This is a genomic window from Acidobacterium sp. S8 (assembly GCF_009765985.1).
Classification (GTDB): domain Bacteria; phylum Acidobacteriota; class Terriglobia; order Terriglobales; family Acidobacteriaceae; genus Alloacidobacterium.
On record NZ_LMUM01000028.1, the window covers coordinates 215,889 to 237,673 of the forward strand.

Sequence of the window (21,785 nt, forward strand, 5' to 3'; positions counted from 1 at the left end):
AAAGCCGAGCTTGCGAGAACTGCCTTATCCATAACCATGAACCATGCTCCTTGGGAAATGCAATGTGGGTATCGTTTTTCTGTATTTGCTGTACTGAAGGACAATTTGCTGTCGGCAACGCCCAGACGATATAGGGCAGCGAGGTCCGCTGCGAAATTGTGCAGCTACGTTAGCACCGATTGATTTTCATCGGTCAAACTATTTTCAGAAGATAGTAAGCAGGAGATAGGTGTTACTTAGGGGCATGTACTGATAGATATGGCGACTTAACTACTACTTTTAGAGATGAAATGAGCAAGAAGTAACTCACTTCACGAACAGTGCATGTCGGGTGAGCACCGACTCCGCGGAATCCAGTGTCAGCATGCACGGCATGAGCCTTAATTGACCTGTGCAGCGGGGATTTCCCATCCCAGGGGTCGGGGACTACCCCCCTCTCATCGGCTCTCTTTCACGTATTATCAAACACATAGCGGGGGATCATCCCCCGCTATCCCATTGAATCGAAATGATTTAAGTGCAATCTAGTGTTTTCAATCACTTAGCAGGGGGTCTCTGCTTTTCCATGGTCATCTCCCACCCTTTCGCAAAAACGCGAAAGGATGGGGCACCCAGGTTTTTCTTTCCAAGAGTGAAATTCTTCCTCTATTTCAAGTATAGCTTTTTGAGGCATAATTCCATGCCAGCATTTGTTTGAACAAATAAATTTATTTTTAGAATGCCATTTCTGCGGAAATCGGTGAGTTCGTGGCTGTTGCGGCGATCTGTCATGGATAATGGTTTGCGAAAACGAACTGGAACAGGAGCGTAATGACTTATAACCCGACACGTCGCAGTTTTCTTATTGCCAGCGGACTCACCGCACTCGCCTCAACCAGAGCATTCGGCGCAAACGACACGATCCGCATTGGAGTGATCGGTAACGGCGGACGTATGCAGTCTCTTCTCGATGCTGCCGAGAAGGTCGGCCCTTGTGAGATTGTGGCGGTCAGCGACGTCTACGGGCCTCGGCGGGATGCGATTAAAGAACGGCCGAATGCGACAGCGGCTACGGCCCATTTGGATTACCACGAGGTGCTGGCGAAAGATATCGACGCGGTTTTCATTGCCTCGCCCGATCACTGGCATGTACGGATGGCCGTGGATGCGCTGGCTGCGGGCAAAGATGTGTATCTGGAAAAGCCGGTGACGCACACGCTTGAAGAGGGCGCCACGCTGACACATGCGGTCCGTTCAGGAAAACAGATTCTGCAATGCGGCATGCAGCAGCGCAGCTGGAGTCATTTTCGTGATGCGGTCGATCTGATTCAGGGGGGCAGCCTGGGGCGGGTTCCGCAGGTGCGGACTTACTGGTGGCAGAACTATGAGGGTGGCAAGCCACCGAAGCCAGTCGATACGCAGGCGCTGGACTGGAAGCAGTGGCTTGGTGGCGCTCCGGATCAGCCGTTCAGCGAAGAGAAATTTTATCGCTGGCGCTGGTTCTGGAACTTTGGCGGCGGTGCGATGACTGATTTGTTTACGCACTGGATTGACGTTGTGCATTGGGCGATGAAGACCGATCAGCCGCACGTGGCGCAGATGCTGGGAGACAAGTACATCTTTGAGCAATGGGATTGCCCGGATACGGTGCAGGCGGCGTTTCGCTATTCCGGCTTTGATGTTGTCTACGAGGGCATGATGGCCTCTTCGATTGATGACGGGGGGCTCGAATTTCGCGGTACGGAGGCGACGCTGAAGATCAATCGCGGCGGCTTCGGTGTCTATCGCGAGGGTGTGCAGGGGAATCAGAATCCTGTACTCAAGGCGGACAGCTTTCGAGACGGAACCATTACGCACGTGCAGAATTTCTTTGAGTGCATGCGTACGCGTAAAGAGCCAAACGCTCCAGTCGAGGCTGGGGTGGGTGCGGCGCGCGCCGGGCATATCGGCAATCTCGCCTATCGCGGCAAGGGACAGATTACCTGGCCGGTGAAAAATGCGTAAGTTTGTTTGCGCGGTTTGAGTGTGTGGGATCCCACCCTTTCGCAAAAAGCGCGAAAGGATGGGGCACCCAGAATGGTGATTGTCGCTCAGGCCGTTCTGAAACGATTATTTTCGGGCGGTTTTTACCGGCTTGCTTTTTGTTCCGGGTTTGGGCAGAAGTTCGGCGCTGGTTCTGCGCATGGCCTCGGTCAGGCTGCGCGCAGAAAGTGCCTGTTTTGGATAGATGAGAAACTGCGCGATGAGACCAGTGAGCAGCGCATGGTAGAAGGCTCCCATGGTATTTGCCGTCTGCTCGTCCATCGAGCTTTCTTCCACATTAAGGAATAAGGCTGCCAAACCTGCCCACGCCTGTTGCATGTTTTTTCCGAGAACGCGACGAAGGTCAGGCAGACGATCGGCATGCGCAAAAAGCTCGAAATTTGCCACCCACAGTGGGCGGTGAGTTTCAAAGGTCTCGATCAAGCGCTTCCATATCGTCTCGAATCTCTCGGCAGGCGCGGCTTTGGGACGAATGGCGGATTGCAGAGCGCGGTGGAAGTCCTGTTCCCAATCTCCAATAGCGAGCATCAGCGCTTCGGTGAGGAGCGCATCTTTCGAGCCGAAGTGATATCCGATAGCAGCGAGACTTACGCCGGCTTTTGAGGCGATATCACGAGCGGTTGTGAGTACATAACCCTTCTCAAGCAGGCAAGTCTTGGCCGCCTGCAATAAAGCTTCACGATTTCCCATGAGTACAGTTTATTTGGATTTGAACGTTTGTGTCATACAAACGTATAGTACAAATGTCTAATACATTTGTACTATACCGAGGTTTGATCTTGAAGAATCACAATATCCTCATCTCCGGAGCCAGCATTGCGGGGCCGGCTTTGGCTTTCTGGCTGAGCCGTTACGGCTTTCATCTCACTATCGTGGAGCGTGCGTGCTCGGTGCGGCCCGGCGGCTACGCTGTGGATTTTCGTGGTGCGTCTCTCCGGGTGTTGGAGCGCATGGGCATAAGGTCAGAGATAGAGAGAATGCAGACCCGCACGGGAGCGATCACGATTGTGGATAGTGAGAACCGGAAGATTGCAAGCATGCCCGACGGCTTTACCAGCGGTGAGCTTGAGATCATGCGTGGCGATCTCGCCCACATTCTCTACGAGCACACTCGGCGGGATGCGGAATACATCTTCGACGATTCCGTTACGAGCTTTTCGCCGAAGGATGACGGGATAGAGGTGAGCTTTCAGCGCAGCCAGCGGCGTACTTTCGATCTGGTGATTGGGGCGGATGGATTGCATTCCAAGGTCCGCGCACTGGCATTTGGTGAAGAGTCCCGCTTTCTGCACCATCTGGGCTATTACATTTCGATCTTCACGATTCCCAATTACATGAAGCTGGACCGCACAGGGCTCTACCACGGCACGGTTGGAAAGAAGGTGGGCATTTTCGGACGAGATCACGAGACGGCTACGGCGTCTTTCTTCTTCGATTCGCCGATTCTGGAATACGACCGCCGCGATGCTGCGCAACAGCAGAAGATCCTTCGCGATCGATTTGCGAATGAGGCGTGGGAGGTGCCACGCCTGCTGGAGTTGCTGGAGGGCGCGCCGGATTTCTATTTCGATTCGGTCAGCCAGATCAAGATGAACCGGTGGTCAGATGGAAGAACTGCTTTGCTGGGAGATGCAGCCTGGTGCCCATCTCCGCTTTCGGGTATGGGAACGGGAATGGCCATGGTGGGCGCGTACATTCTGGCGGGAGAGCTGAAGCAGGCGGAAGGAGATTATACGGTTGCATTTCCGGTATACGAATCCCTGATGCGGGAGTTCACAGGCCGCTGCCAGAAGCTGGCCGAAGGTGCGGACTGGTTTGTACCTCGCAGCCGTTGGAAGCTGTGGCTGAGTACACAGATGTGGCGCGTGCTGCCGCATACGTCGTGGAAAAACATGATGATCGAGATCCCGTTGAAGGTTGGGAACTCGATCATCCTTAAGGATTACTGATCGCGGAGTGTCTCCATTGGATCGAGGCGTGAAGCGCGCCATGCGGGGGCGAAGCTGGCTAATGCGGAGACGGCCAGCAGGACCACGCTGACAACGGTGAAGGTGACGAGATCGAGTGGCTTGATTCCGTAAAGCAGATGCGTCAACAGTCGCGTGAGCAGTGCGGATGCTACGAGGCCGATACCAAGACCGATAGCGGCGAGGCGCAGCCCGCGGCGCAGAATCATATGCAGCATGTCTGACCTCTGCGCGCCGATGGCCATGCGCAGACCGATTTCAAAGGTGCGCTGCGTGACTATGTAGGAGAGCAGGCCGTAGAGTCCGATGGTTGAGAGCAGGAGGGCGATTCCGGCAAAGAGCGAAAGCAGGACTGTCTCAAAGCGCTGCTGTGCTGAGGATTTGGAGACGTATGTCTCGAGCGGCGAAACGTTGTAGACAGGAATGGTCGAATCGATTTGCGAGACGGCATTGCGGATGGCCGCTTCGATGCCCTCAGCATTGCCTTTGGTGCGAATGGTGAAGTAGGGATTCGTAATTACAGCCTGCGAATAGGGCAGATAGTATTCAGGCTGTGCGTCCGCTGTCAGGCCCTGCCGTTTGATATTGCTGACCACGCCGACGATCTCGCGCATGGGACGGCTGATGGTTCCATCGCCCAGATCGGATTTCATGTGCTGGCCGAGCGGGTTCTGGCCGGGAAAATATTTTTTAGCAAATGCCTGATTGACGATGATGACCGGATTGCTCCTGGTCTGATCCTGCTGGGTGAAAGTGCGACCCGAGATAAGCGGGATGCGCATGGTTTCAAAATAACCGGGCATGGTTATGGAGATTGATTCATTCGGCTCGTCGCCCTTGGCTACGGGCCTGCCTTCGATGCTGAAGGAGACGGAGGCGTAGCTGTCGGAAAGCGGTAAGGGCCAGCCTGCGGAGAGGGCCTGCACGCCGGGCTGCGTCGAAAGCTTTTCCATCACTTGCTGGTAAAGCTGGAAGTGCGCGTCGTGCTGGTAGCGGCCATCGAAGGGAACCCCCAGGCGTGCGGTAAGCACATGATTCGCATCGAATCCAGGATCGATGTGCATAACGCGGATGAAGCTGCGGATGAGTAATCCGGAGCCGACGAGCAACACCAGGCCGATGGCAGTCTGCGCGACGACGAGGCCGCTTTGCAGGCTGTGACGCGCGCGTCCGCTGCTGAGGCTGCGTGAGCCTTCGCGGAGGGCGGACGACGGCTCAATCTGGGCCATGCGCCATGCTGGCAGCAGACCGAAGAGAATTCCAGTGAGAACGGATATGGCGACGGTGAAAATAACTACAGGACCGTTCACGGAAACCTGCGCCAGTCGCGGGATTTCAAGCGGGAGCAGAGTCAGCATGGCCTTGAGCATGCCATTTGCCAGCACGACGCCGGCGATGCCTCCGCAGAGGGAGAGAATGACGGATTCGGAGAGCATCTGGCGGAGAATTTCGTTGCGGCTGGCTCCGATGGCGGCGCGCAAGGCGAACTCAGCATGACGCTGCGAGGCTCGTGCCAGCAACAGACCCGCGACGTTGGCGCAGGCAATCAGCAGTACGAGTACAACGGCGGCAAAGAGCACGCGCAGGGCGACCCGCGTATCGCCGACCAGATGGTCGAGTTCGGGGACAGCCTCGGCCGAGGTGTACCACTTGTTGGTGTCAGGATATTGCTTCGCAAGGTTTCTCGCGATGACGGAGAGGTCGGCCCGAGCCTGCTGCAAGGTCACGCCGGGTTTCAGCCGTCCGATAATATGCAATCCATCATCGCCGCGCTGGCCCGTGGTCGGATCGGCGCCGCTGGCATCCTGAGCAAGAGAGAGAAAGATCTGGGGCGTTGGAGTGTCCAAAAGAAACTGATAGGTTTCGGGCAGGACTCCGGCCACGGTGTAGTCGTTGTCGCCCAGCCGGATGGAGTGGCCGACGATATTTTTATCTGAGCTGAAAGAGGCCTGCCACAGGGCGTAGCTGAGGATCACGGCGCGGTTTCCGGGCTTTTCTTCGTCCCAGTGGAAGCCTCTGCCGAGCATGGGAGAAACGCCCATGACCTGGAAGAAGTTCGAAGAGACGGTCTGCGCGTCCAGCAATTGCGGCTCGCCGTTCTTCTGCAGTGTTACGCTGGCTCCTCGATACGAGACGAGGCCCGTGAGGGTGTGATTCTGCGCGCGCCAGTCGAAGTAATCGGGATAACTGAGCGACTCGGCCACGGTACCGGGCAGGGAGTGGTCCTGCTGGGTGATCCACACGAGCTGGTCCGGCTGGGGAAAGGGAAGCGGACGCAGCAGAACCGCATAGACAAGGCTGAAGATCGCAGTCGTAGCCCCTATGCCGATGGCGAGCGTGAGGACAGCGGTAAAAGCAAAGCCCGGATTCTTGCGGAGTTGGCGGAGGGCATAGCGGAAATACATTTTCTGATCTCCCGTAGAGAAAGAAGCATATCGCTCGCCAAACTTATTGAGTTGTAAGCTATTGAAAATGCAGATCTTGCTATGGCTGGAGGTGGGCTCGGCGTCCGATTCCGAGACGTTCCTGTCCACAAATGGACGACAATAAGTGGCATTTGCGTGCGTTTTGGTGCAGTTTGGGGGCGATTTGATAGTAGTACGACATCTTTGCTGTCCAGGACGCTTTGGAATACCGTGTATGCAATAACTGGAATGCTGTCTTGCTTCCCGACGAATTCTGAGAACTCTGGTCGTTTGAATATGTTGACGCGCCGGAGTCAGGAGAAAAGTCCTTTAGTGATACCAAAGCGAGTCAATGATTTGCCCACCAAAGGCTGACAAAAAGGCGCATACTAACGTCTATAGATGTGGGAGTGTGTGCTCCCGGAGAGTGCCGGTATGGCCGCGAATTCAGTGAAAAAGATAACAGCTCCGCAGCTGTTGCTTGCTGTGAGCCTGGTGTTAGCCCCGATGGCGTTGGCGCAGAGTACGAGCGCGAGCGGAAGTTCCGCACAGCCTCAGACGCAGAGTCAGACTCAGACCGCGCCTCCGGTAGCAGCCAGCCAGCCTTCGCCGCAGGACCAGACCACACCGAGCCAGCCTTCCGCGCAGGATAAGCAAAGCGCCGATACGCCAGCCGCCGCCAAAGACCAGAACAAAACCGATGCAGCTCCCGCGAACGCACCGCCGCCAAACACGGAGCCGGAAAAAGTGAACGTGAAGCCGGGCAGCGTGGATGATGTGAACGCCGTCGGCACGCGAAATATCGGTGGCCGAGGGGTGGGTAACTGGTACTCGACCGAAGGCGAGATCAAGATGGGCAAGCAGTACGCCGACGAGATCGAAAAGAGCACGAAGCTGATTACCGATCCGGTGGTGACGGAGTACATCAACCGTATCGGTCAGAACATCGTCAAGAATTCTGATTGCAAGGTGCCCTTCACGATCAAGGTCATCGACACCGATGAAATCAACGCGATGGCGCTGCCCGGCGGATTTTTCTACGTCAACTCGGGCCTGATTCTCGCTGCGGACGAAGAGGCAGAGCTGGCTGGTGTGATGGCGCATGAGACGGCGCACGTGTGCGCTCACCATGCTGCGCGCGAGATGACGCGCATGAACTACGTTCAGCTCGGCTCGATTCCGCTGATTATGATGACCGGTTACAGCTGGACCGGCTACGGTATTTATGAGGCGATCAACATTGCCATCCCGATGACGTTCCTGATGTTCTCGCGCGAGTTCGAGGGACAGGCGGACTATCTGGGTCTGCAATATATGTATCGTGCGGGGTACGATCCGCAGGCATTCGTCACCTTCTTTGAGAAGATCCAGAATCTGGAGAAGCAGAAGCCGGGCGCAGTGGCCAAGGCATTCTCAAACCATCCGCAGACTCCGGACCGCATTCAGCACACGCAAGAAGAGATTGCGAAGATTCTGCCAGCAAGGGATCAGTATCTTGTGACGACGTCAGAATTCGACGACGTGAAGGCAAGGCTGGCGCGCATTGAGAACAAGCGCAAGCTGATGGAGCCGAAGAATGGCAAGCCCACGCTGCGGCGCGTGGCTACCAACGATCCAAGCAATCCGAATAACCCCAATGCAACGCCGCAGACCGGCGACGATCGTCCTACGCTGCATCGGCGTGACGATAACAACTAATTAGGTTCTGCTGGTATGTCAGGCTCGGGCAGGCGTGCCGTCAAGAAGGCGCCGAAGCTCGTTTGCCAGAACGTCGGGTGGAACCGGCTTATAGAGAAATGAAGTATAGGGATCGGTAGCGACGCCTTTGGGATCGGCGTCGATGTGTCCACTGACGAGCAGAGCTTTCAGTTCAGGGCGAAGATGACGCAGTCGAGCGATGACGTCCTGTCCGCTCATTCCCGGCATAATGGCATCGCTGATAATCGCGTCGAGCGATGACAACATCTGCCTGGCGATGTTGAGTCCTTCGAGTCCGTTGGCTGCCTGAATCACCTGATAGCCGCATGCCTGCAGCGTGTGGGCGAGCAGGTAACGGATGTGCAGGTCGTCTTCGATAAGCAGAATGGTCTCGCTTCCAGATTCGATGGATGGCTGTTTCTTGAGCGAGGCTGGGGATGTATCCTTCTGGGCTACCAGTGGCAGAGATAGGGTAAACGTCGAGCCGGAAGCCTCCACCGATTCCACTGATACTGTTCCGCCCGCCTCGCGCACAATACCGTAGACAGTCGCGAGACCGAGACCTGTCCCTTTTCCTTCTTCCTTTGTGGTGAAGAAGGGCTCGAACAGGCGCTCCCGAACAGATGCGGGCATGCCGCAGCCGTTGTCCTGTACGCTGATGAGCGCATGACGGTACTGAGTGCGGCTGGTAATTGTGAGCGTGCCGCCATCCTGCATTGCGTCGCGGGCGTTGACGACAAGATTCATAAGGACCTGGCTGAAACGGTGCGGATCAATTTCGATACACGCGTCGCCAGCTCCGGGATGAATTTCAAGAAAAATGGTGTCGCTGACCAGGCGGCGAAGCATCGTTTCGTCATCGCTCAGCAGGTCATCGACGCGCACGGTGCGAGGCTGGCTGATCTGTTTTCTGCTGAAAGCCAGCAATTGCTGCGTGAGCCGCGCAGCGCGCTCGCCTGCGCGATAGATCTCGGTCGACATGCGCCTGAGACGCTCATTGGGCGGCAGCTCCTGTTCGAGGATACGGGCATAACCGTTCATGACCGAGAGGATGTTGTTAAAGTCGTGCGCAATGCCGCCTGCCAGCCTGCCGATGGCTTCCATTTTCTGCGCATGACGAAACTGTTCTTCGAGAGCGCGACGCTCGGTAATGTCATGCAGCAGGACGGTGAATCCGCAGAACTGGCCGTCGGCTTCGATATCGGGCGTGTAAGTTGCGTCGATGATTCGCTTCTTGCCGCGAACCATGATCGTCTTTTCAAAATGAGCGGCGTGGCCATTTGACACCTGCGCCCATGCGCGACGCACATCTGCCTCGTATTGCTTACCGTCGCCCCGGACCACGAAGTATTCAAATTCGAGTTTTACGACTTCATCGCGCGAGATATCGAACCAGTCTTCAAAGGCGCGATTAGCTCGGCGGCATTTGCCTTGCTTGTCGACATAGAGCAGTGCGACGGGCAGCTGATCGGTGAGGGCCCGCAGCTCCGCTTCGCTTTGCCGAAGCGCTTCGTTCGCCTGTACGGTTTCCGTCAGATCGGTAACGGTAACAATGCGGGCGGGACGTGAAGCGAACTCTGTCGGATAGGAAGTGACACGCACGAAGTGTTCGGATCCGTCCTTGTAAATATGCGGCCAAGGCCCGGAGGAGAGCTGAACGCCGCCTCGTTTCGCATTCGTGCGCACAGACTCTATGTCCTCTTCAGGACGGATGTCGAGAACGGTCATGCTGAGGAATTCTTCGCGGGTCCAACCGTAAACCTGAATAGCTGCTGCATTGACTTCGAGAAAATGGAAATTCTCCAGGTCGTAAATCCACATCGGGTTGGGGTGGTCGTAGAAAAAATCCAAAAAGCGCCTCGCGCTCAGTAATTCCAGGATGGCTTAACGCATGAGATCAACATTGCTTATGTGGTGATCAAAACATGAATGTACCACGGGGTATCTGTGATTGGAAATGAGCGAGAGAGAGCTGCATCGACTGATTTACGAGGGGTGGGATTCCGGTGTCCCGTCCCTTCGTGAAAAGTAAGATGGGACACCGGAGATAGCTGGTGAAGCGGATGTTATTCGATGCCGAGTTTGTGCTGCATCTGTTCGAGCGTGTAGCCCTTGGTCTCGGGATAAACGAAGAGCACGACGAAGAATTGCACGACCATCATGGCGGCAAAAAAGACGAACGGCGCGCCTGCGGAATATCTTGCGAGGAGCGGGAAGGTGCCGGAGATGATGGCATTCATGACCCAGTGCGCCGAGCTGCCAAGGCTTTGCCCTTTCGAGCGTACGCGCGTGGGAAAGACTTCGCTGATGTATACCCAGATCACCGAGCCCTGTGAGATGGCGAAGAAGAAGATGTAGCCGACGAGCAGCCAGACGAGAGAAGACTGGTGCTGCTTCATGTAAAAGATGGAGGCCACCCCCAAGAGGCAGATAGCGGTGCCGACCGAGCCGACAAGCAGCAGGGTCTTGCGTCCCAGCTTGTCGATAACGGTCATGGCCAGCAGTGTGGCGACGAGGTTCATGGCTCCGACCAGGACTGCCTGCAGGTCGCCGGACATGGCGCTGAAGCCACCGGCGCGGAAGATGTCATTCAGGTAATAAAGAATGGCATTGATTCCGGCGAGCTGGTTGAACATTCCGATGGAAACGGCAAGGAAAATGGGCAGTCGATACTTGTATTGGAAGAGCGGCTCGGATTTTGCGCTGCGTTCGAAGTGGATGGAATCGACAATTTCTTTCAGCTCTGCTTCTGAATCAGGCGTTCCCATCAACTGCAGTACGGATCGCGCCTCATCGATGCGGTTCTGCGTGACCAGCCAGCGGGAGCTGCGCGGAATGCCGTAGAGCATGATGAGGAAGAGCACGGCGGGAAAGGCTGCGACGCCAAGCTGCCAGCGCCACTGCAGCGCTCCGAGGCCGAGGCGCTCAATGAAGTAGTTCGAGGCGTAGGCGAGCAGGATGCCGAGAACGATGTTGATCTGGAAGAGGCCCACGAGGCGACCACGCCACTTTGCCGGAGCCAGCTCGGCGATATACACCGGGCCGAGCACGGAGGAGCCTCCGATGCCGAGGCCGCCGATAAAGCGGAAAAAGATCAGTGAGGACCAGCTCCAGGAAAACGCGCAGCCTACCGAGGAAATAATGTAAAGAAGCGCCATGAGGCGCAGCGTTTCACGGCCGCCAAATTTCTGCCCGATGGCGCCCGCGGACATGGCTCCGATTACGGTTCCCCAGAGGGCGATGGAGACGGTAAAGCCCAATTGGCCGGCGGTGAGGTGAAAGATGTCAGTGAGCTGGTGGGTGGTTCCCGCAATGACAGCAGTGTCAAAGCCGAAGAGAAGACCACCGAGAGCGCCGACTATCGTGCTCTTAAAAAGATAAAAATTCAATCGCATTCTGGATTCTCTGGTGCGGTATGTTGCTGATGCATCGCATTCGTGTGTTGCTGGCGCAATCCTGTCGAGAGGAAATCTGCTTTCGTCAGGAAGACAGCGGGATATTTTCGGTGGCTGCTGCCATGGTGTAGGGAAGAATACAGGCACCAAGCAGACCAGAGTCCGCGCCGAGTTCCGCGGCAATAATACGTGTGCCGGCATTGCTGTGGCCATCAAGAATTGCGCTGCCCGGCTCGGTGAGGCGATAGACGTAGCTGCGGCGGCGAGCTTCGGCTATCAAAGTGGGTGAGAATAAGCTCCAGGCATTTGCCAGGCCACCGCCGACGACATAGAGCGGCAGGTTGAGCGTATTCACAAGATCGCCGATGCCGATTCCCAAGGCCCATCCGACGTCCTCAAAAATTTTCTTCGCGTCCGGCGAACCCTTTTCGGCGAGATCGGAAAGATCCCGCGTGCTGAAATCCGGATTGGCTTTAGCGAGAGCTGCGATGGCCGGAGCATCGCCGGATGCTGCGGCTTCGAGCGCGATGCGGCGTACTGCGGTGGCTGAGGCGTACATCTCAAGACAGCCCTGGCTGCCGCATCCGCAGGCAGGCCCGTTGGGCCAGATGTTGATGTGTCCGGCTTCTCCGGCCATGCCATGCGCGCCGTGCCAGACTTTACCGTTGAGGATGATGCCGTTGCCGATTCCGGTGCCGAGGGTAAGCATGCAGAGGGAATCGATACCGAGCGTGCGTCCGCTGCCGAGGACACATTCAGCGAGAGCGGCTACGTTGGCGTCGCTTTCCACGGCGACCGGCATGTCGAGACAATTTTCCACTTCCACGCGAAGCTCGAAGCCGTCCCAACCCGGCAGGTTGGGAGGATTGTGCAGGCGCCCGGCGGGCAATTCCAGCGGCCCCGGAGTGCCGATGCCGACACCGATCAACTCGCGCTGCATGGCATAGGTTGAACGAAGTTTCCGGATGGCCTGACACATGTCTTCAACGACTGCGTGCCGGCCGGCAGCGAGCCGCGTGGGCAGAAGAATTGTTTCGAGCAAGCCTGACGAGTACGTGTATGCTGCGACACGCAGATTCGTTCCGCCTAAATCTACCCCAATCGAAAAAGAACTCATACGCAGCCAAGTCTCGAAGAAAGGACGCCCCTTGGGGCTGTCCCGGTTGCAATTCGAACAAAAAAATAACGAATCAGTGACCTATGTTTGATTGGAGTCGAATGATGCCCGCGGTCCAATCACAATCCTCTGCAATATACACGAAAAAAATGGGAGGTGGAAACGATTCCATAATTAGTGGTAGCGTTTCCCTCTTTGGGCGTGGCAGAGGTATGATTTTTAGTTTTAACCCTAGCTGGCTGGGGTATTACATCCGCAGGAATTTCTAAGAACCAATCTCGTTTCGAGCTTGATCATATCCTGCCGTTTTTTTGAGATATGGTGTTTTTTCTTCTTGGTGGGAAGCAGCTGTTCGAAGAGTATTTCTGCGGCGATCCGGCCTAAGTCCTCAATCGGCTGCTGCACAACGCTGATCGATGGGCGCAGCGTCGATGCCAGCTCGAAATCGTCAAAACCCAGCAGCGCAATCGATTTCGGAATGGAGATTTTCAGCTTCTGCAGCGTTTCAAATGCATAAATGGTGGTGCTGTTCTTTACGGTGAAGATGGCGTCGGGGGGTTGCGATGCGGCAAGATGGCTTTCAATGGCGTACTCAGCCGATTTGTAATCCTTCACCGACATATCGACGATCGATACCAGTCCCGCCTCCTCGACCGCATGACGGTAGCCGCGCAGTCGCTCGCGGATAGTGTAGAGCGTGGTCTCACCGCCAAGACAGAGAATGCGCTTATACCCGTGGCTAATGAGGTGCTCGATGGCGCTGCGGGCACCGTTGTAATTGTCGGCGACGACGCTGGGGATGCCAGTGCCCGGAATCGGACGGTCAAAGGAGACGATAGGAGTGGAAATTCTGCGGAGGAAATCAGCAAGCGAATCGCTCTGGTAGTTGGCAGGCGCGAGCAGTAAGCCATCGGTGCGGTGACGCATGAGCACGTTGAGATTTTCCATCTCGATGTGCGGATCGTTATTTGTAACAGTGACGATGAGTAACGAGTCGTTGGCCCGGGCGATCTCCTGCGCAGCTTCGGCGCAGCTGGAGAAAAAGGAGTCGGCGATGCTGGGAATGACGAGGCCGATAGTTTTTGTACGCTCGCCTTTGAGAATGCGCGCTGCCTGGTTTGGCATGTAGCCAAGCTGCTCGATAACGGCGCGTACACGGTTCAGAGTGCGTGGGCTGACGCGGTGGCCGCCATTGATAACGCGGGAGACGGTCGTCGTGCCGACTCCGGCTTTACGGGCGACATCGGCGAGTGTGGCATGCGATCCTGATTTGCTCATCGTGAACTTGAGTGCAAGTGTACGGTTTCTTTTCGCTTTGCACCAGTCTTCAGGCAGTCTCAGGGGCTGTCAACGTCTTCTCATCTCGGATCGGAGCTTTTGGCTGCCGGAAAATTTTCGTCTCGCCTTCATGCAGAGCGAGAACATGATCTGCGATGCCTTCGTTTTCTGCGGCTGAGAGAAGGCGGGGCAGCGGTTCGTCCATGGGTTCGGCGGAAAGACAGAAGGTGCCGTAGTGCATGGGAATCATGGTCTGCGCGCCGAGATCGCTGAAGATCATGAGTGCGTCTTCCGGGCTGGTGTGCACGGAGCGGAAGCTGTCGGGCGAATAGGCGCCGATGGGAAGCAGCGCGACCTGCGGTTTGAGACGCTGGCCGATTTCGCGGAAGCCGTCAAAGTAACCCGTGTCGCCGGAGTGATAGAGCGAATGTGGTCCGCTGCGCAGCACGTAGCCGCCAAAGCCACGGTGCGTGTCCGTCATTTTACGAGCGCCCCAGTGCCGGGCCGGAGTAAGCGTGATATCGATGCTGCTGAGCTGAACGGATTCCCACCATGCGAGCTGCGTCACGCTGGAAAAGCCGAGGTCTTTCACCAGGTCGGCAACGTTCGAGGGTACGATGGCCGCCGGGGCTTTGCCGGTGAGGTTGCGCGTGTGACGAATGATGCGGCGAAGCGAAGGCAGGTTGAGGTGGTCCATGTGGGCGTGCGTCAAGAGGACAGCGTCGATTGCCGGGAGATCCTTTATGGCGACGCCGGGCTTGCGCAGGCGATGCAGAACGACAAGCCAGTTGGCGAATACCGGGTCTACGATCAGGTTTTTGCCGCCCAGCTGGACCAGGAAAGTCGAGTGACCGATGAAGGTCACTCCAAGCTCGCCACTGCCAGTCAGGACCGGCTTCTGCTGTTCGCCCTCCATGGGATGAAAGGCGGAGCGCGCGATGAGATTGAAGATAAAGCTGAATTTGGGCCGGGATTGCCTGGGTTGTGCCACGGAATCTCCTGTATCAGAGATGCCTGCGACGAGTGGTTCGATGCGGGAAGAATGGGGTCAAGGGGGTGTTCAGAGAGGGAATTTTCGCTTTATGCTGATTCTCTGCACGGTTCGTCTAACCGATGTGGAACTGGCGGGTTGCCGGATGCGTATCCTTGGAAAAGGGCATGCATACTATCGCCGACATCTTCGGGCAGGTTTTCCGCGCCATCTGGGCGAATAAACTGCGTTCATTTCTGACCATGTTCGGCATTGCGTGGGGCGTCGGCTCCATGCTGCTGCTGGTGAGCGTGGGAGAGGGATTTCGCTCGGGCCAACGGCGGTCGCTGGCGACGCTTGGCAATGACCTCATCATGATGTGGGGCGGGACGATTCCGGCGATTGCCAACCAGCATACGGGCATGCGGCCATACAACCTGACGCTCTCTGATGCGCAGGCGCTTCGCGCCCAGGCCACCGAGGTGCGATCGGTGACGGCCTTCATCAATCGTGACGATATCAAGCAGCAGAGCCTTTATGAAAGCGCGGGCGGACATGGGATCGGCGCGGAGCCGAACTACAGCGGCGTACGTTTTCTGCCTATCAAAGACGGGCGTTTCATCAGCGATGCGGATATGCGCGACCGGCGGCGGGTGATTGTGCTGGGGGAAAAGAGCGCGAAGCTGTTGTTCCCGGGGCGTCCGGCGATGGGCGAAACGGTGCTGCTGAACGGATCGCGTTTCCAGGTGATCGGCCTTGCGGCAAAATCGGGACGCGGCAACAACGACAACGAGAACCAGAAAATTTATATTCCGCTTTCGACGATGCTGGAGATGTTTCCGCTGAAGGGCGAGAACATTCCCGCCGATTCCGTCACGTCGATCCAGTATCAGCCGCGGGTTCGCGGCGACAATGTTGAGGCAACGCGGCAGGTGCGCAGAATTATCGCGCAAAGACATGGCTTCGATCCCAACTCGCAGGACGCATTCAATGAGTGGGACACCATCAAGAGCGAGCAGATGGTGGGCAAAATCTGGACAGCGATGGATGTTTTTCTGGGCGGCGTGGGGATTGTAACGCTCGCGCTGGGCGCGGTGGGAATTATCAATATCATGCTGGTTTCGGTGACAGAACGGACCCGCGAAATCGGATTGCGCAAGGCGCTTGGGGCAACGTCGCGCAGCATCCTGATGCAGTTCTTCCTTGAAGGCCTGCTGCTGACTGGCGTGAGCGGGTTGGTAGGAATTGGTGGCGCAGCTCTGCTGATGTTTATCTTGCAGAGCGCGATCGGAGACACGGATATAGGCTTCGATCCGCCGAGGCTGGTGCCGTGGTCGGCGGCGCTGGCCATTATTTCGCTTAGCGCGAGCGGCATTGTCGCCGGGCTTTACCCAGCCAGCAAAGCCGCTGCGCTGGAACCGGTGGAAGCGCTGCGTCGTGAATAGGAGTTTTTATGCTGCGTGACTTATGGGGCCAGGCGTATGAGGCGATGCTGCATAATCGTCGTCGCACGACGATCACGATTGTGGGCATGGCTTGGGGAATTGCAACGGTCGTGTTGCTGCTGGCATATGGCGCTGGTTTTGGCCGCGCCATTGAAGCCATTTTCGCGCAGTGGGGAACGCAGTTGATCGGCGTCTTTCCAGGAACGACGAGCGAGCAGGCTGGCGGCACCAAGGCAGGCGTGCCGGTGCGTTTTACGCAGGATGATGTGGATCGGCTATGGAACACGGTGCCGAATCTTGAGCACATCTCTCCGATGATGAACAAGAATATTTCGGTAGCGAATGACCTGCATACGTATACGTGGCCGGTGAATGGCTATCGCGCGGAGATTTTGGATATTCTGAGGCTCGACATCGATTCAGGCCGCTTTTTCACCGACCTTGATGATCAGCAGCGGAGCCACGTGGCCGTGATCGGCTCGGAAGCGAAGACCAAGCTTTTCTCCGGCCAATATGCGATTGGGCAGCGCATCCGGCTGAATGGCATCAGTTTTACCGTGATCGGTGTACTGAAACCGAAGATGCAGGAAGGCGATGATGACGTCAACCGGCAGGTCTATGTGCCGTTTAATACTTTTGGCGACATTAAGGATTTAAAGTATCTGGACGGCATCTGGCTGAATTATCGCGGCGATCACATGTTGGTTGAGCAGGCGATTCGCAATACGATGGCCGCCTCGCATAATTTCCGGCCTTCGGATCACAATGCAATTTTTGTCGCCAATCTGATGGAGCAGCTGAAGCAGTTTCGCATGATTACGATTGCGTTGCAGGTGCTGCTGCTGTTTATTGGCGCCCTGACGCTGGGCATTGCAGGCATAGGGCTGATGAACATTATGCTGGTGGCAGTGCAGCAGCGCACACGAGAAATCGGCATTGAGAAAGCTCTGGGCGCACGCAAGCGGCACATTCTCGTTCAATTTCTTGCTGAGGCGCTGGTGATTACCGGTGTAGGTGGTGCCATTGGCATTGCGCTGGCGTATGCCGTTTCTATCGGCGTAGGCCGCATCACCTTTTACAGTGCGCTCGCCTCGAATGCTGAGGCTGCGGATATTCAGCTGCTGATCTCACCGATGATCGTGGTTGTGGCCACTACCATTCTGATCGTCGTAGGGATGGTGAGCGGCATGATTCCTGCAATTAAAGCGGCGAACCTGAATCCGATTGAGGCGCTGCGCTACGAATAGCAGCGCGGATGAGCAGGCTGCCCATCCGCGGATGAGATTTACGCTGACCGCTTTGGCGACGTCAGGTAGTTATGGATCAATAAAGCGACGCCTATCAGAAAAGGGATAAGGCCGACCAATCCAACTTCTGGTCTATGCGAGATCGCCATGAGAAAAACCAGGAGGGCTATGCCGATGGCGATATTGATAAGGCCTCCGAGCGAGTAGCCTTCGCGTTTTTTTGCCTCACGGTTGGCTGCCGAGACTTTTTCTTTTTCCTGAAGATAAGCGATGGTGGCGACAGCGCTGTTGGTGTCTGACTCGGCGATCTTTTTCAGCATGTCGTTACGGTAGTAGCTTTCGCGCTCCTGTTGCCGTGAGCCGGCCCATGCCGCCACTGCGAGAAAACCGAAGAGAGCAGCAGCGCCTACACTTAAAAAGGCAAACAACCAGAACGGACCTTGAAACATATACAACCTCCTTGACTCCCAGTAAGACCGGAGACTGAGCAAGCTGGTTGCGTTTTTATTTTCGAAATAAAAATGCAACCATCATCGGTACAGGATGGTCGTACCCTGCGAGGAAACAGGAAGCGTGAGCGCGACAGAAGATCTTGCGGACGTGGAGCGGGTGCTGGCGGGAGATGTGGCATCTTTCGAGGGCATTGTGCGCCGCTGGCAGGGACCGCTGGTCAATATGGCTTACCGCTTCTGCAACGATCGAGGGCGCGCGGAGGAGATGGCTCAGGAAGCCTTTCTGCGAGTGTACCGCTCGCTTGCCAGCTGGCGTCGAGATGCTGCATTTTCGACGTGGCTTTTTGCGGTGGCGGCGAACTTTTACCGATCTGAGCTGAAGCGGATTCCGGCGCACAACGTTGCATTGGATGATGTTCCAGAGCTGATGGATAAGAGGTCGCACTCCGCTGATTTTGAAGAGCGTCAGCGCGACGGTGTGGTGCGACGCGCGGTGCTGGCGCTCCCGGAAAAGTATCGCGATGCCATGATTCTGTACTATTTTCATGACATGGATGTGCCTGCGGCATCGAAGAGTTTAGGGCTGCCGGAAGGTACAGTAAAGGCGAGGCTGTTTCGCGGGCGGGAGATTCTGCGTGGCAAATTGCCGCAGCTGCTCGAAACGCCGAGACTGAAGGAGGCATGATGGAAGACGAATTGGATCGTATGCTTTCCCCGCACGATGAGATCGTGCCTTCCTCCGGCTTTGCGGCTTCTGTCATGGAGGCTGTGCAGCAGGAAGCTCAGGCTTCCCAGCCGATTCCGTTCCCGTGGGTTCGGGCGTTGCCGGTCTTTGTTGCCATGGCAGCGGTGGTGGCAATGCTCATTTTTGGCTTTGTGGAAGTGGCGCGCATGCCGGCGAGTACTGTGACGGAATGGACGCTGCCGCCGGTGGTGAAGCATGCGCTGATGCAGGCCAATGCAGGCTGGATTGCTTTCGCACTTGTGCTTACTCTGCTTTCCAGTCTGGTTTCGATTCGGCTTGCAACAGGGAAGCGGTAAGAGCTTTAGGACAATCGTTAGCGTGAGAGTGATAGCTCCCACCCTTTCGCAAAGTGCGCGAAAGAATGGGGCACCCATTTTGTGCGAACCGCAGGTTCCTCGGCTTCGCTCGGGATGACAATTCATTCGAGTCTTTTCTTTCTCGTAGCCCGAGGCAGACGATTGTAGAAATTCTGTTACTCTGGCCTGCATGTTCCGCGTTCTTCTGATTGCTGCATTCTTTTTTGGGGCGGGTTTGAACTGGGCGCAGGATGTGAAGCCGCTCAACCCTGCGTTGGTTGACAGTAAATGGCAGGCCCGATGGATTGCCTGCCCGAATGCTCCACAAAAAGATCTCGGCATCTTTTATTTCCGCAAAGAATTTACGTTGAATTCTGTGCCCGAGCATTTCTGGGTGCATGTGAGCGCGGACAATCGCTTTCTGCTCCATGTGAATGGACAATACGTGGGTGAAGGTCCGTCGCGTGGCGATCTGTTTCACTGGCGATTCGAGACGATCGATCTTGCGCCGTTCCTGCATACAGGCAAAAATTTGCTGGCGGCGACGGTCTGGAATTATGGCTCGCGCTCCCCGGTGGCGCAGATGAGCAACCGTTCCGGCTTTATGATGCAGGGCGATACGGAAGCCGAGAAGGATGTCGATACCGATACGTCATGGTTGGTGAAACAGGAAAAAGGGCGCGGACTCGCGGCTACGAATGGAGTAGCCGGCTACTATGCGGCCGGGCCAGGTGAGAGTGTCGATGGCAGGTTGATTACCTGGGATTGGGATGCGGCTGCGGTGGCCGATGCGGGCTCATGGCATGCTCCTGAGACGATAGGCGGGGCTGCGATGCGTGAGGCACAGGACTCGGACAACAACTGGGAGCTGGTGCAGGATAAGTTGCCGGCGATGGAGCATCGGCTGGTAACTCCGGGAAAGCCTGTGCGATTTGAAGGGCTGGCTGCCAAGCCAAAGTTTCCGGGGTCTTCGTTGGAGATTCCAGCAAATACCCATGCGACGCTGCTACTCGACAATCAAGTGCTGCAAACGGCGTATCCAGAATTAGTGACGAGCGGCGGACGCGATGCGGAAATCAAGTTGACGTATGCCGAGGCTCTCTACGATGCGAAGGGCGAGAAGGGCAATCGCAACGAGATTGCGGGACGGCAGATTCAGGGCCTGACAGATGAGTTTATGCCGGATGGCGGCGAACGGCGGTCGTTTCAGCCGCTGTGGTGGCGGACGTGGCGTTATCTGCAGGTGGATGTAACGACGAAGTCTTCTCCATTGCGCCTCGAAAAACTGGATGCCTGGTTCAATGCATATCCGTTTGTAGAGAAGGCAACGATTGCGGGAGATATTCCGGATTTGCAGAAGCTATGGGATACGGGCTGGCGCACGGCGCGTCTCTGCGCACATGAGACATACATGGACGCTCCTTATTGGGAGCAGCTGCAGTATGTTGGCGACACGCGGATACAGGCGCTCATTTCCTATGCGATGACGGGAGACAGCAGGCTGGCACGGCAGGCGATTACGAATATAGAGTCGTCGATTGTTCCTGAGGGGTTGACGCAGAGTCGCTATCCTTCGCGGCTGCCGCAGTTTATTCCGCCGTTTTCGCTGCTGTGGGTGGATATGTTGCACGACTACTGGATGTATGTGAACGATGAGCCTCTGGTGCGTGAGACGCTGCCGCGCACGCGCGGCGTGATCGACTGGTATGCTTCGCACCTTCGTCCGGATGGGCTGATGGGACGAGTGAAGTGGTGGGAGTTTGGCGACTGGACGAGCGGGTATGAGGGTGGTGATCCGCCACAGGAAGTGGATGGCGGATCGACATTCCTGACATTGCAGTTTATTGAGGCGTTACGTGATGCGGCAGAGTTGGAGAAGCAATTTGGTTCACCGGAGCGGACGGCTGCTTATCAAGGCATGATTCAAAAGGCTACAGATACGCTGAACCGGCTGAACTGGGATGCGCGCTATGGCGTGTACGCTGATACTCCGGCAAAGAAGAGCTACAGCCAGCAAGCCAACGTGTTGGCGGTGTGGCAGGATGTGGCTCCGCGCGGCGAACAGCAGGCTGTTTTGCGCCGGGTATTGGGATCGCGCGAGGGGGCTGAGGCGACGGTGGACGGGAAGACGGTTCCGCCGATGTCGGCGATGAGCTACTACTTCCGTTTCTATCTGAGCCGGGCTCTCGAACATGCCGGGCTTGCAGATTTATACGTGGGCCAGCTGACTCCCTGGTACGACATGCTGAAGCTCGGGCTGTCGACCTGGGCGGAGAAGCCGGAGCCGACACGCTCGGATAGCCATGCGTGGAGCGCGCATCCTAACTACGATTTGTTGACGGTGGTGGCGGGGATTCATCCTGCTGCTCCCGGATTTTCAAAGGTCAGGATTGAGCCGCACTTGGGGAGTTTGCATGAGCTGCGGGCTTCGATGCCGCATGCTGGCGGGGCGATTACGGTCGATTACAGGCTGGATGGCGGGCGGTGGTCGACTTCGATTACTTTGCCTGAGGGGTTAAATGGGGAGTTGGTGTGGCTGGGGAAAGAGTATCCGCTGCACTCGGGGGCGCAGACGGTTCGGTTGGATGGTGGTCGGTAAGGGTGTGTTGTGCCTGGATTTGTTGGATTCCCACCCTTTCGCAAAGTGCGCGAAAGGATGGGGCACCCGGCTACGTTCCTATTGGGCGGGTTCTTTTAAGCAGAAAATACCCGGGTTAGCTTCGCGAACCCGGGGCACCCGCATTGTGC

The 21,785-nt window shown here is 56.4% G+C and carries 16 protein-coding genes; 8 read left to right on the forward strand and 8 right to left on the reverse strand.

Going from position 1 to position 21,785, the window contains the following annotated elements; all coding sequences use genetic code 11:
• Window positions 1-810 precede the first annotated feature (810 nt).
• On the forward strand, window positions 811-1,983 hold the full coding sequence (locus GSQ86_RS12770; RefSeq protein ID WP_158750327.1) for a Gfo/Idh/MocA family protein: 1,173 nt from the start codon (window positions 811-813) through the stop codon (window positions 1,981-1,983).
• 105 nt (window positions 1,984-2,088) lie between these two features.
• Here GSQ86_RS12770 and GSQ86_RS12775 read toward each other — a convergent pair whose 3' ends face one another.
• Entirely contained in the window at window positions 2,089-2,712 is a 624-nt protein-coding gene (locus GSQ86_RS12775) for a TetR/AcrR family transcriptional regulator (protein ID WP_158750328.1), read from the reverse strand.
• 89 nt (window positions 2,713-2,801) lie between these two features.
• On the opposite strand from GSQ86_RS12775, the gene GSQ86_RS12780 reads away from it, so the two are divergent.
• Complete coding sequence (locus GSQ86_RS12780) at window positions 2,802-3,971, forward strand: FAD-dependent monooxygenase (protein WP_158750329.1); 1,170 nt, start codon at window positions 2,802-2,804, stop codon at window positions 3,969-3,971.
• Here the strand turns inward: GSQ86_RS12780 and GSQ86_RS12785 are convergent.
• Entirely contained in the window at window positions 3,965-6,394 is a 2,430-nt protein-coding gene (locus GSQ86_RS12785) for an ABC transporter permease (protein WP_158750330.1), read from the reverse strand. The two genes, GSQ86_RS12780 and GSQ86_RS12785, sit on opposite strands and share 7 nt — an antisense overlap.
• A 435-nt stretch (window positions 6,395-6,829) precedes the next feature.
• Here GSQ86_RS12785 and GSQ86_RS12790 point away from each other — a divergent pair, with 435 nt between their 5' ends.
• Window positions 6,830-8,092 (forward strand): M48 family metallopeptidase, encoded by a 1,263-nt coding sequence (locus GSQ86_RS12790; RefSeq protein WP_158750331.1) that lies wholly within the window; start codon window positions 6,830-6,832, stop codon window positions 8,090-8,092.
• Between the two features lie 18 nt (window positions 8,093-8,110).
• Here GSQ86_RS12790 and GSQ86_RS12795 read toward each other — a convergent pair whose 3' ends face one another.
• The 5 genes from GSQ86_RS12795 to GSQ86_RS12815 all read right to left on the reverse strand — a co-directional run bounded on the left by GSQ86_RS12795 (window position 8,111) and on the right by GSQ86_RS12815 (window position 14,873).
• Complete coding sequence (locus tag GSQ86_RS12795) at window positions 8,111-9,943, reverse strand: PAS domain-containing sensor histidine kinase (RefSeq protein WP_158750332.1); 1,833 nt, start codon at window positions 9,941-9,943, stop codon at window positions 8,111-8,113.
• A 215-nt stretch (window positions 9,944-10,158) separates the two neighbouring features.
• Window positions 10,159-11,688 carry a sugar porter family MFS transporter gene (locus tag GSQ86_RS12800; RefSeq protein WP_158750333.1) on the reverse strand — a complete coding sequence of 510 codons (1,530 nt, stop codon included), beginning with the start codon at window positions 11,686-11,688 and terminating at the stop codon, window positions 10,159-10,161.
• Window positions 11,573-12,604: an ROK family protein gene (locus GSQ86_RS12805; protein WP_158750334.1), complete on the reverse strand. Its 1,032-nt coding sequence runs from the start codon at window positions 12,602-12,604 to the stop codon at window positions 11,573-11,575. Before GSQ86_RS12805 ends, GSQ86_RS12800 begins: the two co-directional genes overlap by 116 nt.
• A gap of 231 nt (window positions 12,605-12,835) precedes the next feature.
• Complete coding sequence (locus GSQ86_RS12810; RefSeq protein WP_158750335.1) at window positions 12,836-13,882, reverse strand: LacI family DNA-binding transcriptional regulator; 1,047 nt, start codon at window positions 13,880-13,882, stop codon at window positions 12,836-12,838.
• 49 nt (window positions 13,883-13,931) lie between these two features.
• Complete coding sequence (locus tag GSQ86_RS12815) at window positions 13,932-14,873, reverse strand: MBL fold metallo-hydrolase (protein WP_254062348.1); 942 nt, start codon at window positions 14,871-14,873, stop codon at window positions 13,932-13,934.
• Between the two features lie 167 nt (window positions 14,874-15,040).
• On the opposite strand from GSQ86_RS12815, the gene GSQ86_RS12820 reads away from it, so the two are divergent.
• A complete protein-coding gene (locus tag GSQ86_RS12820) occupies window positions 15,041-16,297 on the forward strand; it encodes an ABC transporter permease (protein ID WP_158750336.1) in 1,257 nt (418 codons plus the stop codon).
• Window positions 16,298-16,305: 8 nt separating this feature from the next.
• Window positions 16,306-17,544 (forward strand): ABC transporter permease, encoded by a 1,239-nt coding sequence (locus GSQ86_RS12825; protein ID WP_158750337.1) that lies wholly within the window; start codon window positions 16,306-16,308, stop codon window positions 17,542-17,544.
• 38 nt (window positions 17,545-17,582) lie between these two features.
• Here GSQ86_RS12825 and GSQ86_RS12830 read toward each other — a convergent pair whose 3' ends face one another.
• Window positions 17,583-17,993 (reverse strand): DUF6249 domain-containing protein, encoded by a 411-nt coding sequence (locus tag GSQ86_RS12830; protein ID WP_158750338.1) that lies wholly within the window; start codon window positions 17,991-17,993, stop codon window positions 17,583-17,585.
• Between the two features lie 124 nt (window positions 17,994-18,117).
• Between GSQ86_RS12830 and GSQ86_RS12835 the strand changes: the two genes are divergently transcribed.
• The 3 genes from GSQ86_RS12835 to GSQ86_RS12845 all read left to right on the forward strand — a co-directional run bounded on the left by GSQ86_RS12835 (window position 18,118) and on the right by GSQ86_RS12845 (window position 21,636).
• Window positions 18,118-18,681, forward strand: a complete 564-nt coding sequence (locus GSQ86_RS12835) for an RNA polymerase sigma factor (protein WP_158750339.1) — start codon at window positions 18,118-18,120, stop codon at window positions 18,679-18,681.
• The gene (locus GSQ86_RS12840; RefSeq protein WP_158750340.1) at window positions 18,678-19,037 is read left to right on the forward strand and encodes a hypothetical protein; all 360 of its coding nucleotides are present in this window, start codon (window positions 18,678-18,680) and stop codon (window positions 19,035-19,037) included. Before GSQ86_RS12835 ends, GSQ86_RS12840 begins: the two co-directional genes overlap by 4 nt.
• Window positions 19,038-19,227: 190 nt before the next feature.
• Window positions 19,228-21,636 (forward strand): alpha-L-rhamnosidase C-terminal domain-containing protein, encoded by a 2,409-nt coding sequence (locus GSQ86_RS12845; protein WP_158750341.1) that lies wholly within the window; start codon window positions 19,228-19,230, stop codon window positions 21,634-21,636.
• Window positions 21,637-21,785 lie beyond the last annotated feature (149 nt).